The organism is Streptomyces sp. DSM 40750 (assembly GCF_024612035.1).
In the GTDB taxonomy this organism is placed as follows: Bacteria; Actinomycetota; Actinomycetes; order Streptomycetales; family Streptomycetaceae; genus Streptomyces.
On the sequence record NZ_CP102513.1, the window covers coordinates 6,491,104 to 6,505,079 of the forward strand.

Consider the following 13,976-nt stretch of genomic DNA (forward strand, 5'->3'; position numbering starts at 1 on the left):
GGCCTGAGCGAAGGTGAGCGCCTCAGAGGGGCGCCCCACACGGGCTCGTCTTCTCCTCAACTGTCGGCAAGCCGCTCGATGCGGCCAACGTCCGCCGCGCCTTCCGCCGGGCGCTCAAGGAAGTCGACGGGATCAACGCCGACGAGTGGACGCCTCGTGAGCTCCGGCACAGCTTCGTGTCCCTGCTCTCCGACCGGGGCGTCCCACTGGAGGAGATCTCGCGACTCGTCGGTCACTCCGGTACTGCCGTCACCGAGGACGTCTACCGGAAGCAGATCCGGCCCGTGATCCAGACCGGCGCCGTGGTCATGGGCGGCATCTTCGGAGCCGCACCGAAGCAGTCGTAGTCACGCAGCACGCACTCAGGAATCGATAGTCACGCAGATAGACACGCAGCAACGCCAGAGGGCCCTTACCGACTCGGTAAGGGCCCTCTGACCTGCTACTTAGCTGTCGGGGTGGCGGGATTTGAACCCACGACCTCTTCGTCCCGAACGAAGCGCGCTGCCAAGCTGCGCTACACCCCGATTGTCGCTGCTTGTCGCGGCGACGTCGTTTACTTTAGCCCACTGGTGGCTGGAGACGAAATCCGGTTTTCGGGGCGGCGGTCGTGGCGGCTGGGGCGCCCCCGACGTGGGCGGACGGGGTCCGGACGGAGGTGGTCGACGGCGATGAGGAGGAGAGCGAGGGCGTAGAAGGCGAGGCCCAGGAGGAGCGCGTTGCCGAGGACGCTCTTGTAGCCGTGGCGGTCGACGTCCAGGAACGGGTAGAGGTACGGGGCCGGCCAGTCGGGGGTCAGCAGGGCGGCTCGGCCGAGCGTGAACGCCAGGTACGCCATCGGGTAGAGCAGCCAGGTCGCCGCGCGGCTCAGGCGTGGCGGGGACGGGCGGGTCAGGAGGAGCCAGTCCGCCACCACCGCGAGGGGGATCGCCGTGTGGAAGGCGTGGTTGGTCACGGTGTGCCAGCCGGTGGGGGAGACCGGGGCGCCCGTCGGCGTCATCGTCAAGGGGAGGGCGGCCGGGTCCCTCATCAGGATCAGGTGGTAGACCAAGGCCGTGATCACGGCGTAGAGAACCGTGCCGACGGTCACCACGGACGGCAGGGGGCGGCGGGCCGACCGCGCGCGGCGGGACGAGGCGGCGAGGACCAGTGCCACCAGGGCCGTGCTCTGGACCGAGAAATGGCTGAATGCCCGTAGAGGGCTGCCCAGCACCAGCTCGATCGCCACGGCCGCTGCCGCCGCCAGCGCGACCAGGGCGCGGTACGCCCCCACCAGGGGGCGTCGTGTCGGTTCCACCACCGCCGTCGCGGGAACGACGGACGTCACCGGCGCGGGAATGCCCGAGATCGCGGGCAGGTCGGGGATGTCCCTGGGTATCGGTGCGGTCATGCGCTCACGCTAAGACGCCCCGACGAAACGGGCTATCCGGGACGATCCGTACGGGTCAGTGCCGCCTTGCCGGCAGGCCGCCACCCTTCGCCGGCCGCCCCCTCCGTGGACCGTTGCCCTTCGCGGACCGCCCTCCGCAGATCACCCCGTCCCGAACCGGCCCGACTCGCAGGCCTCCCCGCGGCCTTAATCCTCTCGCCCCACCAACGTCAACAGCGAAGCCTCCGGTGGGCAGGCGAACCTCACCGGTGTGTAGCGGTTCGTCCCGCAGCCGGCTGAGACGTGCATGTACGCGGTGTGGCCCTCAGCCGTGTGCGTGGAGAGGCCCTTCACGCGCTCCGTGTCGAGGTCGCAGTTGGTGACGAGGGCGCCGTAGAAGGGGATGCAGAGCTGGCCGCCGTGGGTGTGGCCGGCCAGGATCAGGGGGTAGCCGTCGGCGGTGAAGGCGTCGAGGGTGCGGAGATAGGGGGCGTGGACGACGCCCAGGGAGAGGTCGGCGGAGTCGGACGGGCCGCCGGCCACGCGGGCGTAGCGGTCCCGCTTGATGTGCGGGTCGTCGAGTCCGGTGAGTTCGACCGACATGCCCTCGACCTTCAGCGTGCCGCGGGTGTTGGTGAGGTTGAGCCAGCCCGCCCCGTCGAAGCCGTCGCGCAGGTCCTCCCACGGGTTGTGGACGGCATCGACCACCGGCTTGTTGCCGTTCAGGCCGTGGCGGCCCTGGGTCTTCTCCAGGAGATAGCGGGCGGGGTTGCGCAGCTTCGGGCCGTAGTAGTCGTTCGAGCCGAAGACGTACGCGCCCGGGAACTCCATCAGCGGGCCCAGCGCGTCCAGCACCTCCGGTACGCCCTCGGGGTCGGAGAGGTTGTCCCCGGTGTTGATCACGAAGTCGGGGCGCAGCCCGGCCAGGGAACGCAGCCACCGCTGCTTCTTGCGCTGCCCGCTCACCATGTGGATGTCGGAGACCTGGAGTATCCGCAGCGGGCGCATGCCCGGTGGCAGCACCGGCACCGTCACCCGCCGCAGCCGGAAGGAGCGGGCCTCGAAACCCGCCGCGTACACCAGACCGGCGGCACCGGCCGCCGCGATCCCCAGAGGTACTCCGTATCGCGCTCGCATGTGTCCATCGTGTCAGACCCCGCCGAACCCGGGTGAACGCCTGTGGACAACCGCGAATCCCCACCGCCGATCGCCAACTCCCCCTGTGGACAACCGACTCCGGCTTTCGCCCCCGATCCGCACACACCAGCGAAATCAAGGCGCGCTTCCCGCACCACACCTGCGACAATCGACCCCATGACCACGCTCAAGTCGAAGCTGCAGGAAGACCTCAACGCCGCCATCAAGGAGCGCGACGAGCTCCGCTCCTCGACGCTCCGGCTGACCCTCACCGCGATCACCAAGGAAGAGGTCGCGGGCAAGGAGAAGCGCGAGCTCTCCGACGACGAGGTGCTCAAGGTGATCACCAAGGAGGCGAAGAAGCGCCGCGAGGCCGCGGACGCCTTCGCCCAGGGCGGTCGTACGGAGTCGGCCGAGCGGGAGAAGGCGGAGGGTGAGTTCCTCGCCGAGTACCTGCCCAAGCAGCTGTCCGACGAGGAGCTGAAGCAGATCGTCGTCCAGGCCGTCGAGGAGGCCCGGGCCGCCGGCGCCGAGGGCCCGCGCGCGATGGGCCAGGTCATGAAGATCGTGAACCCGAAGGTGGCCGGACTGGCCGAGGGCGGCCGTGTCGCCGCCCTCGTCAAGCAGCAGCTCACGAGCGGCTGAGCGTCTCCCAGTAGTACGGCGGTGGGGGCGCCCCCAGAGAAGGGGCGCCCCCACCGCCGTATCCGCTCACATTCAGCGACCACGACCGGAGAACCGACCGGTCGGGTCAACCGGCGTGATCAGCCGAAGCCGCCACCGTTGCCGTTCCCGTTGCCCCCGCCGTTCGTCTGGCCCTGGATCCAGCCCTCGGGGATCGAGAAGTCCGGGGTGGGGAAGGTGCCGCCGTCGGTGCCGCCGATGATCCCGCCATCGTTGCCGCCGTTGCCGTTGCCGCCATTGTCGTTGTCGTCGTTCCCCTTGTCGTCGTCCCCGCGGCCGCGGTCCGGCTTCGGGTCGGGGATGTTGACGAGGGTGAAGTCGGGGGCGGGCTCGCCCTCCAGCGCGCCGGACATCATGTCGCGCCAGATCGGGCCCGGGACCCGGCCACCGAAGACCTTCTCGTGCCACTCGCCGCCGATGGTGATGTTCACCATGCGGCGCTCGTGAGCGGGGTCGCCGACCCAGACGGCGCCGGCCATGTTCGGGGTGTAGCCCACGAACCAGGCCGCGTAACGGAAGTCCGTCGTACCGGTCTTACCGGCGCTCGGACGGCTGCCGAGGCCCGCCTCCGTACCCGTACCGTCCTCGACCACGCCCCTGAGCAGGGTGTTTATGGTGTCGGCGGTGTTCTCGGACATCGCGCGCGAGCACGTCGACTTCGGGACCTCCAGCGACTTCGACTTCTCGCCGACCCGCTGGGTGATGGACTCGATGGCGACCGGCGTGCAGTACATACCGCGCGAGGCGAAGGTCGCGTACGCGTTCGCCATGGTCAGCGGGGACATCTCCTGCGTGCCCAGCGCGATCGACGGGTTCTGGCCGATCTTGGAGCCGTCGGCCCGCTCGACGCCCATCTTCCCGGCCATCTTCGTCACCGGGCAGATGCCGACGTCCGCGATCATCTGCACGAAGTAGGTGTTGACCGACAGCGCGGTCGCCTTCTTCATCGAGTACGGGCCGACCTCGGCCTCGTTCTCGTTGGTGAGCGTCGTGCCGTCGGTGTTCACCCAGTTCTTGCCGCCGCAGACCGAGATCGGGCTCGGGTACTCCATCTTGTACGGCGCGGAGTACGACTTCGTCGGGGACATGCCGCCCTCGATCGCGGCCGCGGCGACGATCGGCTTGAACGTCGAACCGGGCTGGTAGCCCGCGCCGCCGCCCATGGACTCGTCGACCGACAGGTTTATGGACGTCTCGTTCTTCTTGGTGTCGAGGCCGTACGGCCGGGACTGGCCCATGGCGAGGATCTTGCCGGTGCCGGGCTCCACGATGGTGGCGGCGGTGGCCACGTCGTCCTTCTGGTTGACGTGGTCCTTGATGGAGGACTGGACCGACTTCTGGGCCTTCGGGTCCATCGTCGTCCGGATCGTCAGACCGCCCTGGTTCCAGATCTTGGCCCGGTCCTCCTTGGTCTTGCCGAAGACCCGGTCGTTCAGGAACACCTCGCGGACGTAGTCGCAGAAGAAGCCCGCGTTCTTGACGGCCGTGATGCAGCCGTTCTTCGGCTTGCTGATGTCCAGGCCGAGCGGCTTCTCCTTGGCCTTGTCGGCCTCCGCCTGCGAGATGTCACCGAGATCGGCCATGCGCTGCAGCACGATGTTGCGCCGCTTGGTGGCTTCCTGCGGGTCGTTCACCGGGTCGTACCGGCTCGGCGACTGCACGATGCCGGCGAGGAGCGCGGCCTCCTCGACGTCCAGGTCCTTGGCCGACTTGGAGAAGTAGCGCCGGGAGGCGGCCTCGACGCCGTAGGACTGCTGGCCGAAGAAGGTGATGTTCAGGTAGTTCTCAAGGATCTTCTTCTTGCTGAGTTCCTCTTCCAGCTGGATCGCGTGCCTCAGCTCCTGGATCTTGCGGCCGAGGGTCTGCTGGGTGGCCTGGGCGACCAGTGTCGGGTCGTCACCGGCCTCCTCCACCGCGACGTTCTTCACCAGCTGCTGCGTCAGCGTGGACGCGCCCTGGGCGACGCCGCCCTCCTGCGCGTTCCGGTTGAGCGCGCGCAGCACGCCCTTCAGGTCGATCGCGCCGTGCTGGTAGAAGCGGGCGTCCTCGATGGCGATGACCGCCTTCTGCATGTACGGCGAGATCTCCTTGAGATCGACCACCGTACGGTCACGGCTGTACACCGTGGCGATCGAGTCGCCCTTGCTGTCGAGGATCGTGGTGCGCTGGCTCAGCGGCGGCTGCTTGAGGTTGGCGGGGAGTTCGTCGAACCCCTCGACCGAACCCTTGGCCGCAAGTCCCAGGGCGCCGACCGCGGGCAGCGCGATGCCCGCCATGACGGCACCCGCGAGGACGCTGACACCTAGGAACTTGGCGGCCTGCTGTGTGGCGGACAGACCACCACCCGAGCGCTTGTTTGGCATGAGGGCAGCCTAATCCGTAGCGATGACCGTTCCGAATGAGCGGGTGCCTCTGGAGGGACACAAGTGCCGGATCGTGACATCGGCTGCCGCGGCAGAGGCGGCAGCCGATGACCCGGAGCATGAGACTCGAAGTCCGGGCGTTCGTCGCCGACGGCCCGCTGCTCGACCGGGGTGCGAGCGGGGAAGAGATCGACAGACGGATACGGCAACTGAGCGCCATATCCAGGCCTGTATCGGCGGAAGAGGCGGCGGCGCCGACCGGCCGCTTCGGGCGGGACGACTGCTACGGCGCCGCCTGGACCCTGCCGCATCTCATCGCGACCGGCCCGAACCCCGTGCTGACGACCCGGCCCGCGACGGACGCGGGGGAGTGGGCCCCCTCGGCTCCACGAACGCGCCGTGTGCGGCGGGCTGGTCCAGGAGACGGGCGGCGCGGAGGCGTGAAGGAAAAGGAACATGAGTGGTTGTCTACGTTCTCATTTCCCGGACACGCGCGCAGGCCTTGGCCTAAGCTGCTCTCAACTGTCACAGCCGTAGGCCCTTGTATCAAGTACGTCCAGCGAGCCCGAATCGTTCTGACGTTCTTCCGATTTTTTTCCGGTGCCGTGTCCGAATCCGCCTTGTGTGTCATTCGGTGTCCGTTGTGACGCATGTCAACTGTCCCGTTCTGCCGGGATAGTCACGCATGTCCTCAGGTCACTCCCGCGGGTGATCTGCCGCTTACGCATAGTCCGTTCGGGCCATTCAAGATTGGGCCCGAAGGGGGTGTTGCGCTGTGCCCACCTTCCGTAACGTCCTCAACTGGCGGCGGTGAATATGCCGCTGCCGCCGTGGGGGAGCCTCGATTCGGGAGAGGACGGCGCCGGTATGGGCTGGGTAACCGACTGGAGTGCGCAGGCTGCCTGCCGCACTACCGATCCGGATGAACTGTTCGTTCAAGGAGCAGCGCAGAACAGGGCCAAGGCGGTGTGCACCGGATGCCCGGTACGCACGGAGTGCCTGGCGGACGCGTTGGACAACCGCGTCGAGTTCGGCGTGTGGGGAGGAATGACGGAGCGCGAACGCCGTGCACTGCTGCGCAGGCGTCCGACTGTCACTTCATGGCGCCGGCTCCTTGAGACCGCGCGCACGGAGTACGAGCGTGGCGCGGGCATTCTGCCGCTCGACGATGACGAGATGTACGAGAACTACGCGGCGGTGAGCTGAGGGCGAGGCCCTTTCCGGGCCGCGTCCGTCGAGGGCGCCCTTGAGGTGTCGGCGCGTCGGGCAGGTGTGCCGGCTCTCGGGTCTCCCGGGGCGTGGATCGGCCGTTGGGGTACGGGCGGTCCTCGGTCAGTCGTCGGAGGTGGGCAGCTCCGGCCTTGTGGTCGCGAGCCGGTCCCCGATGTCCCGCAGACCCACCAGGTCGTGGACATCACCGGGCAGCGCGGCCACTTCGGCCACGGCCACCTCGGGATGAAGCGCGGTGAAGCGGTCGCGCGTGCGCTGCTCGCGAGAGAGCATCCGCATTCGCTCGGCGTGCAGCCTGAGCAGGCCTGCCGTGAGTTGTTCCACCGTCCGGTCCGGGGCAGGGGAGCCGTCCTGGACACCGGTGGTTGCGGGAGATTCTGGACTGTCTGAACTGTCGTACGTGTCGGGAGAGTTACGAACTGCTTTCCCGTCCATCTGATCAACAATGCGGGGCTCGTCAAGATTTTCCGCGGCGGCGAGCGCGCGCTCGGCGGACAGCTGGGCCGCGCCGCTGCCGTGCACCCGGTTGAGCACCAGCCCGGCCAGCGGCATGTCCTCGGCCGCCAGCCGCTCCACGAAGTACGCCGCCTCCCGCAGCGCGTCCCGCTCCGGCGCGGCCACCACCAGGAAGGCGGTGCCGGGCGCCTGGAGCAGCTTGTACGTGGCGTCCGCGCGCGTACGGAAGCCGCCGAACATGGAGTCCATGGCGGCCACGAACGTCTGCACGTCCTTGAGCAGTTGGCCGCCGAGCAGCTTGCCCAGGGCACCCGTCATCATCGACATGCCGACGTTCAGGAACTTCATGCCGGCCCGTCCGCCGACCTTCGCGGGCGCCAGCAGTACGCGGATCAGCTTGCCGTCCAGGAACGAGCCGAGCCGCTTCGGGGCGTCCAGGAAGTCCAGCGCCGACCGGGACGGCGGCGTGTCGACGACGATGAGGTCCCACTCGTCCCGGGCCCGCAGCTGGCCCAGCTTCTCCATCGCCATGTACTCCTGCGTGCCCGCGAAGCCCGCCGAGAGCGACTGGTAGAAGGGGTTGTTCAGGATCGCGGAGGCCCGGCCGGGGTCCGCGTGCGCCTCGACGATCTCGTCGAACGTGCGCTTCATGTCGAGCATCATGGCGTGCAGTTCGCCGTCCCCGTCGATGCCCTTCACCCGCCGCGGGGTGTTGTCCAGCGAGTCGATGCCCATGGACTGGGCGAGCCGCCGGGCCGGGTCGATGGTGAGCACGACCACCTTGCGGCCGCGCTCGGCGGCACGCAGCCCGAGGGCTGCCGCCGTGGTCGTCTTGCCGACGCCGCCGGCGCCGCAGCACACCACGATGCGGGTCTCGGGGTCGTCGATCAGCGGATCGACGGCGAGGAGACGGGGCGCGCTGATCGCACGGTGTCCGTCGGGGGCGTGGGCCGGGTCGTTCACATGGGCCGAGTCGTGCGTGGCGGTCGGGTCCGGAGTCATGAGATCCCTTGCTGACGCAGTTCCGTGGCCAGTTCGTAAAGGCCCGCCAGGTCCATTCCTTCGGCGAGCAACGGCAGTTCGTGCAGCGGCAGGCCGAGTTCGCCCAGTGCGCCCCGCTGTTCGTGCTCCAGGGTGTACCGCTCGGCGTACTCCTCGGCCTGCGTGAGCAGCGGCTGCACCAGGCGCTCGGCGGTGCCGCCGCGCCGAGCGCCGCCCAGACCGGCCGTGGACAGGGACTTGGCCACGGCCGTACGCGGCACCGCGCGCGCGAACTCCAGCTCGTCGGCGTCCAGCACCTCGGGCCGCACCATGTTGACGATGATCCGCCCCACCGGCAGCTTCGCGGCGCGCAGCTCGGCGATGCCGTCCGCCGTCTCCTGGACGGGCATCTCCTCCAGCAGCGTCACCAGATGCACGGCCGTCTCGGGGGACTTCAGGACCCGCATGACGGCCTGGGCCTGATTGTGTATCGGGCCGATCTTGGCGAGCCCCGCCACCTCGTCGTTGACGTTCAGGAAGCGGGTGATGCGTCCGGTGGGCGGCGCGTCCATCACCACGTAGTCGTATGCGAACCGGCCGCTCTTCTCCTTGCGGCGCACCGCCTCGCAGGCCTTGCCGGTCAGCAGCACGTCCCTGAGGCCGGGCGCGATGGTGGTCGCGAAGTCGATGGCGCCGAGCTTTTTCAGGGCCCTGCCCGCCCCGCCGAGCTTGTAGAACATCTGGAGGTAGTCCAAAAGGGCCAGTTCGGGGTCGATGGCCAGCGCGTACACCTCCCCGCCCCCGGGAGCCACCGCGATCTTCCGCTCCTCGTACGGAAGTGCCTCCGCCTCGAAGAGCTGTGCGATGCCCTGCCTGCCCTCGACCTCGACCAGGAGGGTGCGCTTCCCCTCGGTCGCGAGGGCGAGCGCGAGTGCGGCGGCGACCGTGGTCTTTCCGGTCCCGCCCTTGCCGCTGACGACCTGGAGCCTGCTCACGTATTCGAGCCTAACCAGTCCGCGCGCGGCATACGCCGGAGGCTGTGGACAACCTGGGCCCCTCTCGGTGGTCCGGCCCGCCCGGGGCAGGGGCGGAAGCGGTGCCGGGCAGCGGATAAAGTCGGCCACATGACCAAGTGGGAATACTCAACCGTGCCGCTGCTCGTCCACGCCACGAAGCAGATTCTGGACACCTGGGGCGAGGACGGCTGGGAGCTCGTCCAGGTCGTGCCCGGGCCGAACAACCCCGAGCAGTTGGTGGCCTACCTGAAGCGGCCCAAGCCGTGAGCGCCGTCGAGGCCAAGCTCGCGGAACTCGGGCTGACCCTGCCCGAGGTGGTCCCGCCGCTCGCCGCGTACCAGCCGGCCGTCCAGTCCGGCGTGTACGTGTACACCGCCGGGCAGCTGCCCATGGTGGACGGCAAGCTGCCCGTCACGGGCAAGGTCGGCGCCGAGGTCACCCCCGAGGAGGCCAGGGAACTCGCCCGCGTCTGCGCGCTGAACGCCCTCGCCGCCGTCAAGTCCGTGGTGGGCGACCTGGACCGGGTCGCGCGCGTGGTGAAGGTCGTCGGCTTCGTGGCCTCGGCCTCGGACTTCACGGGCCAGCCCGCCGTGCTGAACGGTGCGAGCGAGCTCCTCGGCGCCGTCTTCGGCGACAAGGGCGTCCACGCGCGCAGCGCGGTCGGCGTGGCGGTGCTTCCGCTGGACGCGCCGGTGGAGGTGGAGCTCCAGGTGGAGCTGGCCTAGCACGCGCACCGGGCCCCTCTCGAACATCCGGCCCTCACGGGTTAGCCTCCGGCCATGGCAAACGGGCAGTGGTACCCACCTGAGTGGCCGGACCGCATCCGGGCACTCGCGGCCGGCACGCTGACGCCGGTGACCCCCAGGCGGGCCGCCACTGTCATGCTGCTCAAGGACACGGCCGACACCCCGGTCGTGCACATGCTGCGCAGACGCGCCTCCATGGCCTTCGCCGGAGGCGCGTACGCGTATCCGGGCGGCGGTGTGGACCCACGCGACGACGACCACCAGATCCGTTGGGCGGGCCCCACGCGCGCGTGGTGGGCGTCCAGGCTCGGCGTCGACGAGACCGACGCCCAGGCGATCGTCTGCGCGGCCGTCCGGGAGACGTACGAGGAGGCGGGCGTCCTGCTCGCCGGCCCCAGCTCCGACACCGTGGTCGGCGACACCACCGGCGACGACTGGGAGGCGGACCGCGTGGCGGTGGCCGCCCGGGACCTGTCCTTCGCGGAGTTCCTGGAGCGCAGGGGGCTGGTCCTGCGGTCCGACCTGCTGGGCGCCTGGGCCCGCTGGATCACCCCCGAGTTCGAGACCCGCCGCTACGACACCTGGTTCTTCGTGGCCGCCCTCCCGCAGGGCCAGCGCACCCGCAACGCCTCCACGGAGGCCGACCGCACTGTGTGGATCCGCCCCAGGGACGCGGCGGACGGCTACGACAAGGGCGAGCTCCTGATGATGCCGCCCACCATCGCGACTCTGCGCCGGCTGGCGGAGTACGACACGGCCGCCGGCGCCCTCGCCGCAGCCCCCGCCCGCGACCTGACCCCCGTTCTCGCCGAGGCCCGCCTGGAGAACGACGACGTGATCCTCTCCTGGCCCGGCCACGACGAGTTCACCAAACGCATATCAGCCGGCGGAGACCCCACATGACGGACGCAGCAGCTCTTCCCGGACAGCCCAGGGGCGGTGTCCTGGCCGGTCCGGCCACCGCGCGCGCGGTCAATGTGCTCGCGCCGAACGCGTCCGTGATGACGCTGGACGGGACCAACACCTGGATCGTGTCCGAGCCGGACTCCGGGCTGGCCGTCGTGATCGACCCCGGCCCGCTGGACGACGGCCATCTGCGCAACGTCGTCGACACGGCGGAGAAGGCCGGCAAGCGGGTCGCCCTGACCCTGCTCACGCACGGGCACCCGGACCACGCGGAGGGCGCCGCCCGCTTCGCCGAGCTGACCGGGACGAACGTACGGGCCCTCGACCCCGCGCTGCGGCTCGGCGACGAGGGACTGGGCGTGGGTGACATCGTCTCGGTCGGCGGCCTGGAACTCCGCGTCGTACCCACCCCCGGCCACACCGCCGACTCGCTGTGCTTCCATCTCCCGGCCGATCAAGCCGTCCTGACGGGCGACACCGTCCTGGGGCGCGGTACGACGGTCGTGGCCCACCCCGACGGCCGTCTCGGCGACTATCTCGACTCCCTCCGACGCCTCAGGTCCCTCGCGGTCGACGACGGCGTCCACACGGTCCTCCCCGGCCACGGCCCCGTCCTCGACGACGCCCAGGGCGCCGTCGAGTTCTACCTGGCCCACCGCGCCCACCGGCTCGCCCAGGTCGAGACGGCCGTCGAGAACGGCTACCGCACCCCCGCAGAGGTCGTCGCCCACGTCTACGCCGACGTCGACCGTTCCCTGTGGCCGGCCGCGGAGCTCTCGGTACGGGCGCAGCTGGAGTATCTGTCCGAACACGGCCTGATCTGACCCTCAGCGGCTTTCTCCCGGGCCACGGCCGACTGAGTGGCCTCACCGGACCTCGGCGGCCTCCCAGGCCTCAGCGACCCGCTTCCAGCGGCTTCCCGGGGCATCCCGAGACACCCTTCAAGACCTGCCCCGACCCGTCCGACCCTCCCCGACCCCTCACTCGTCCCCGGGGCGGGGCGCTTTGACGCCATGCACGCGCGCGTACTCCTCGGCCAGCCAGGGCCCGAGATCATCCACGTACGCCCGCAGAACGGCGGAATACGACTCCTGACCCTCCTGACTGTCCTTACTGCCCTCAACGGCACCCGGCTCGTACCCCGCGGCCGCCGCCGCGCGCATCCGGGCGGCGCGCTCGGGGTAGTACCCGCCGAACACTTCCGCCATTTCGTGCAGATCGCTGGTCCAGCCGTTCCAACGGGGCATGACGAGGGTGAACCCGGTGCGGACGAGCCGACGGGAGTAACCGCGGACGAGCGACCGCCGGGCCTCGTCGGTGACGGCGTCGGCGATCCGCTCACGCCAGCGCGGCAGGAGCAGCGCGAGGTCGCCGTTGGTCTCACGGGCCAGAAGGGAGTCCGGCCGGTAGCGGGGCAGGTCCTCCGCCAGGTCCTCGCCCAGCAGCGGAGTGCACAGACAGGCCACGAACCAGCCCAGGTCGTACCGCTCCGGCTCGCTGAGCACCTGCGCCCGGCTGACCAGCAGCGTTCCGGCCCCGTCGATCTGCGGGAACTCCTTGTCCAGAGCCTCGTCCAGTACCCGGGCCTCGGCCCGGTCCGCCTCCGTGGGCTCCTCGCGCAACGCCAGCAGCAGGTCGAGATCACTGCGCCCCGGACGAGCCGTCCCCCGAGGAATCGACCCATAGAGATACGCACTGTGCAGCCGCGCCCCGAACACGTTCAACACCCGATCCCGAGCCACCGCCACCACCGGCCGAAAAACTGCCTGCACCCGCCCGAGCGCCCCTTCCCGCTCGATGTACCCGCGACTGTCCAGCCCTCTTCGACGCCCTGTTTCGGCCATGCGACCACTCTGCCCGGAGGGGCGGGACGAGGGCGGGCGATTAATGCGTGCCGGGGCACTGCCAATCTGCGGGGCCCTTTCCAATCTGGTGGGGTCCAACGAGTCTGGCCGGGGGTCCAACGAGTCTGGCGGGGGTCCAGGGGGCGCAGCGCCTCTGGCGGGGTCCGGGGCGGAGCCCCGTGAGGGCGCGCGCGGGGGGCGAAGGGGCGGCAGCCCCTGGGATGGGAACGGGTAAGGGCGGTGCGGGGCGAAAACAATGGGGCCCGCCCCGCGAACGAGACGAACCCCATCGACGTACGGAACCGGCGTACGAGCGGAACCGGCCTACGTACGGAACCAACCGGCCTACCAGCCGAACCGACGTCAGCGCGACCGCTTCGCCAGCCGCTCCACATCCAGCAGAATCACCGCGCGAGCCTCCAACCGCAGCCACCCCCGCTGCGCAAAGTCCGCCAGCGCCTTGTTGACGGTCTCACGGGACGCGCCCACCAACTGCGCCAGCTCCTCCTGCGTGAGGTCGTGCACCACATGGATGCCTTCCTCCGACTGCACACCGAACCGCCGCGAGAGGTCGAGCAGCGCGCGAGCGACCCGACCGGGCACGTCCGAGAACACCAGGTCGGACATCTGGTCGTTGGTCTTGCGCAGGCGCCGCGCGACGGCACGCAGCAGCGCCGCGGCCACCTCGGGCCGTGCGTTCAGCCACGGCTGAAGGTCGCCGTGGCCGAGGCCGAGCAGCTTGACCTCGGTCAGCGCGGTGGCCGTCGCCGTCCGCGGACCCGGGTCGAACAGCGACAGCTCGCCGATCAGCTCACCGGGACCCAGCACGGCCAGCATGTTCTCGCGGCCGTCGGGCGACGCGCGGTGCAGCTTGACCTTGCCTTCGGTGACCACATAGAGGCGGTCACCGGGGTCGCCCTCGTGGAAGAGAGCGTCACCGCGCGCGAGGGTCACCTCACTCATGGAGGCGCGGAGCTCCGCGGCCTGCTCGTCATCGAGCGCCGCGAAGAGCGGGGCGCGCCGCAGAACGTCGTCCACGAGTTCTCTCCTTGTCGACCTGCTCAGGGGATCTTGCTCCCCGTACTACCAGGGGACCGTGTTCCCCATCTTGCCGGACGGACCAAACAGTGTGATCTGTCACAAGGATGCCGCACACATGTCCCGGGGTAAGCGCCAGGGGTCCAATTGGGGGCCGATCTTCTGGGCCCGGGGCGGATGTCGGTGCCGGGCTTTAGGCTGGCCGG

At 69.8% G+C, this 13,976-nt stretch carries 13 protein-coding genes, 1 tRNA gene and 1 pseudogene; 7 read left to right on the plus strand and 8 right to left on the minus strand.

The features are described from left to right. Positions 1-35: 35 nt before the first annotated feature. Positions 36-347: pseudogene (locus JIX55_RS28975) on the plus strand (tyrosine-type recombinase/integrase); the annotation flags it as partial. 106 nt (positions 348-453) lie between these two features. Here the strand turns inward: JIX55_RS28975 and JIX55_RS28980 are convergent. The 3 genes from JIX55_RS28980 to JIX55_RS28990 all read right to left on the minus strand — a co-directional run bounded on the left by JIX55_RS28980 (position 454) and on the right by JIX55_RS28990 (position 2,506). Next, positions 454-527, minus strand: a tRNA-Pro gene (locus JIX55_RS28980). A gap of 29 nt (positions 528-556) precedes the next feature. Further along, positions 557-1,390 carry a Pr6Pr family membrane protein gene (locus tag JIX55_RS28985; RefSeq protein ID WP_306820043.1) on the minus strand — a complete coding sequence of 278 codons (834 nt, stop codon included), beginning with the start codon at positions 1,388-1,390 and terminating at the stop codon, positions 557-559. 186 nt (positions 1,391-1,576) lie between these two features. Further along, entirely contained in the window at positions 1,577-2,506 is a 930-nt protein-coding gene (locus tag JIX55_RS28990) for a metallophosphoesterase (protein ID WP_257566198.1), read from the minus strand. A 177-nt stretch (positions 2,507-2,683) separates the two neighbouring features. Between JIX55_RS28990 and JIX55_RS28995 the strand changes: the two genes are divergently transcribed. Continuing rightward, a complete protein-coding gene (locus JIX55_RS28995; protein WP_257566199.1) occupies positions 2,684-3,151 on the plus strand; it encodes a GatB/YqeY domain-containing protein in 468 nt (155 codons plus the stop codon). Between the two features lie 119 nt (positions 3,152-3,270). Here JIX55_RS28995 and JIX55_RS29000 read toward each other — a convergent pair whose 3' ends face one another. Further along, positions 3,271-5,553, minus strand: coding sequence for a transglycosylase domain-containing protein (locus JIX55_RS29000; RefSeq protein ID WP_257566200.1), 2,283 nt, complete (start codon positions 5,551-5,553; stop codon positions 3,271-3,273). Between the two features lie 867 nt (positions 5,554-6,420). Here JIX55_RS29000 and wblA point away from each other — a divergent pair. Beyond that, the gene (gene wblA, locus JIX55_RS29005; RefSeq protein ID WP_033524587.1) at positions 6,421-6,759 is read left to right on the plus strand and encodes a transcriptional regulator WblA; all 339 of its coding nucleotides are present in this window, start codon (positions 6,421-6,423) and stop codon (positions 6,757-6,759) included. 126 nt (positions 6,760-6,885) lie between these two features. On the opposite strand, the gene JIX55_RS29010 is transcribed toward wblA, so the two are convergent. Together JIX55_RS29010 and JIX55_RS29015 are read right to left on the minus strand one after the other, a co-directional pair. Further along, the gene (locus JIX55_RS29010) at positions 6,886-8,241 is read right to left on the minus strand and encodes an ArsA family ATPase (RefSeq protein ID WP_257566201.1); all 1,356 of its coding nucleotides are present in this window, start codon (positions 8,239-8,241) and stop codon (positions 6,886-6,888) included. Continuing rightward, positions 8,238-9,215 (minus strand): ArsA family ATPase, encoded by a 978-nt coding sequence (locus JIX55_RS29015; RefSeq protein ID WP_257566202.1) that lies wholly within the window; start codon positions 9,213-9,215, stop codon positions 8,238-8,240. Before JIX55_RS29015 ends, JIX55_RS29010 begins: the two co-directional genes overlap by 4 nt. Positions 9,216-9,344: 129 nt before the next feature. Here JIX55_RS29015 and JIX55_RS29020 point away from each other — a divergent pair, with 129 nt between their 5' ends. Genes JIX55_RS29020 through JIX55_RS29035 form a run of 4 tightly spaced genes read left to right on the plus strand, consistent with a single transcriptional unit; the run spans position 9,345 to position 11,712 of the window. Further along, positions 9,345-9,503: a DUF4177 domain-containing protein gene (locus JIX55_RS29020; RefSeq protein ID WP_005476015.1), complete on the plus strand. Its 159-nt coding sequence runs from the start codon at positions 9,345-9,347 to the stop codon at positions 9,501-9,503. Next, entirely contained in the window at positions 9,500-9,961 is a 462-nt protein-coding gene (locus JIX55_RS29025; protein ID WP_257566203.1) for a RidA family protein, read from the plus strand. The genes JIX55_RS29020 and JIX55_RS29025 overlap by 4 nt, the downstream gene beginning before the upstream one ends. A 54-nt stretch (positions 9,962-10,015) precedes the next feature. Next, positions 10,016-10,885 carry an NUDIX hydrolase gene (locus JIX55_RS29030; protein ID WP_257566204.1) on the plus strand — a complete coding sequence of 290 codons (870 nt, stop codon included), beginning with the start codon at positions 10,016-10,018 and terminating at the stop codon, positions 10,883-10,885. Then, positions 10,882-11,712 carry an MBL fold metallo-hydrolase gene (locus JIX55_RS29035; RefSeq protein ID WP_257566205.1) on the plus strand — a complete coding sequence of 277 codons (831 nt, stop codon included), beginning with the start codon at positions 10,882-10,884 and terminating at the stop codon, positions 11,710-11,712. The genes JIX55_RS29030 and JIX55_RS29035 overlap by 4 nt, the downstream gene beginning before the upstream one ends. A gap of 156 nt (positions 11,713-11,868) precedes the next feature. Here JIX55_RS29035 and JIX55_RS29040 read toward each other — a convergent pair whose 3' ends face one another. Together JIX55_RS29040 and JIX55_RS29045 are read right to left on the minus strand one after the other, a co-directional pair. After that, entirely contained in the window at positions 11,869-12,732 is an 864-nt protein-coding gene (locus JIX55_RS29040; RefSeq protein ID WP_257566206.1) for a nucleotidyltransferase domain-containing protein, read from the minus strand. Positions 12,733-13,095: 363 nt separating this feature from the next. Next, positions 13,096-13,770 carry a Crp/Fnr family transcriptional regulator gene (locus JIX55_RS29045; protein WP_005476003.1) on the minus strand — a complete coding sequence of 225 codons (675 nt, stop codon included), beginning with the start codon at positions 13,768-13,770 and terminating at the stop codon, positions 13,096-13,098. Positions 13,771-13,976: the final 206 nt, after the last annotated feature.

What these genes read in the sequence shown, in the direction of transcription:
- JIX55_RS28985 (WP_306820043.1), bottom strand. Translation starts at nt 1,390, where the DNA reads ATGACCGCACCGATACCCAGGGACATCCCCGACCTGCCCGCGATCTCG.
- JIX55_RS28990 (WP_257566198.1), bottom strand. Translation starts at nt 2,506, where the DNA reads ATGCGAGCGCGATACGGAGTACCTCTGGGGATCGCGGCGGCCGGTGCC.
- JIX55_RS28995 (WP_257566199.1), top strand. Translation starts at nt 2,684, where the DNA reads ATGACCACGCTCAAGTCGAAGCTGCAGGAAGACCTCAACGCCGCCATC.
- JIX55_RS29000 (WP_257566200.1), bottom strand. Translation starts at nt 5,553, where the DNA reads ATGCCAAACAAGCGCTCGGGTGGTGGTCTGTCCGCCACACAGCAGGCC.
- wblA (WP_033524587.1), top strand. Translation starts at nt 6,421, where the DNA reads ATGGGCTGGGTAACCGACTGGAGTGCGCAGGCTGCCTGCCGCACTACC.
- JIX55_RS29010 (WP_257566201.1), bottom strand. Translation starts at nt 8,241, where the DNA reads ATGACTCCGGACCCGACCGCCACGCACGACTCGGCCCATGTGAACGAC.
- JIX55_RS29020 (WP_005476015.1), top strand. Translation starts at nt 9,345, where the DNA reads ATGACCAAGTGGGAATACTCAACCGTGCCGCTGCTCGTCCACGCCACG.
- JIX55_RS29030 (WP_257566204.1), top strand. Translation starts at nt 10,016, where the DNA reads ATGGCAAACGGGCAGTGGTACCCACCTGAGTGGCCGGACCGCATCCGG.
- JIX55_RS29035 (WP_257566205.1), top strand. Translation starts at nt 10,882, where the DNA reads ATGACGGACGCAGCAGCTCTTCCCGGACAGCCCAGGGGCGGTGTCCTG.
- JIX55_RS29040 (WP_257566206.1), bottom strand. Translation starts at nt 12,732, where the DNA reads ATGGCCGAAACAGGGCGTCGAAGAGGGCTGGACAGTCGCGGGTACATC.